General features: G+C 67.3%; 1 protein-coding gene. It reads right to left on the reverse strand.

Annotated elements, in window-relative coordinates; genetic code table 11:
- Nucleotides 1-5: 5 nt before the first annotated feature.
- Entirely contained in the window at nt 6-1,127 is a 1,122-nt protein-coding gene (locus tag KIH74_RS35600; protein WP_443669985.1) for an ISAs1 family transposase, read from the reverse strand.
- Nucleotides 1,128-1,370: the final 243 nt, after the last annotated feature.

Raw genomic sequence — 1,370 nt, forward strand, 5'->3', positions numbered from 1 at the left:
CAGGGTCACGTCAAAGTGTGACGGGTGGGAACGTGGCTGGTCAGGAGGTGGATGATCTTGGCGGGATGTCGGGCGTGGTGGCGTAGGGCTGCGGCGATGTTGGTGGCTCCGGTCAGGCGGTGGAGGCTGAGGGCGGCTGAGCGGAGGGTGGCCATGGTGCGTGGGGCGTTGCCGGTGCGGATCTGGCTGCGGTCCTCGTCGAAAGTCACGTCTCTGACCCAGTGAAGCCGGTTTTCGATGCCCCAGTGGCCCTGTACCCAGGCCGCGAGAGTCTCGGCGGGGGCGGCCAGGTGGTCGGCGGAGGTGATGACGTAGACGATCTCGATCGTCTTCTTTGTTCTGCCGGGCTTTTTCGGGTGTGGTCGGGTGACGGTGCGGCGGACTTTCGCGATCTGGGTGGCTGCGGGGAACTGGATCCAGGCTGGAGCGGTCGTGATCTTGATGGCGCGGTGGACTCGCCGGCCGTGACCTGTCTCGACACCGCTGTGGGCCGGAATGTGTTTCCAGGGGAGTCGTTTGCAGTCCAGGTAGAGAGATTTCTGGTTGGCCTTGACGGTCAGGACGTAGTCCGCTCCGGCTGCGGTGATGGCCTGCGCAGTCTCGGTCTGCGTGTGCAGGGCATCGAGCGTGATCACGGCGCCGGCCAGCATCTGCGTCTTCTCCAGGATCGCCAGGAGATCCTGGGCGGCCGGGATCTCGTTGCTCTTGGCGGCGACCGCGATCTGTCCCAGGACTGTGCCGCTGCCCTGGTCGAACGCGGCGACCAGGTGCGGGGCGGCAGCGTCCTGGGTGCGGGCGCCGCGCACGCTCTTGCCGTCGATCGCGATCACCCGGCGTCCGTTCACCAGGGTCGTCGAGGTGTGAAACCAGCCGCCCAGCAGCCGATCCAGCTCGTCCGGGTCCACCATGGTCACCGCGCGCCGGAACGTCGCCTCCGACGGGCACCGGCGCAGACCCAGGCGAGCCAGCAGATCCGGCTCGGTATCGGCGGCCCACTGCGCCATCGCGGCGAACGAGCGCACCCCGGCCAGCGTGGCTGCCATCCCGGCGGCCAGCACCCCCGCCAGGGGGTGCCGCTGCCCGCGACGCGCCCGCGGATCCGCGACCCTGCCCAGAAGGTCAAGCAGAACCTGCTGTGGCGCAACACGTTCAACAACCGCATCACCAGACCCGGGGTGCTCGTTGTGGCAGCAGGATCGACGGCAGTGCGAGAGGATGACATGGCGGATGTGGCCCCGGGGGCCGATGGATTGGTGTGGTAACCCCCATCAAAACCGTTCAGGCCACATCCGTCACCAATCGGACATGGCGTGTCGCTCCATAAAATCCCAGATCAGAGCCCGATCGAACGACTTTGACGGGGCCCTGGG

The organism is Kineosporia corallincola (genome assembly GCF_018499875.1).
In the GTDB taxonomy this organism is placed as follows: domain Bacteria; phylum Actinomycetota; class Actinomycetes; order Actinomycetales; family Kineosporiaceae; genus Kineosporia; species Kineosporia corallincola.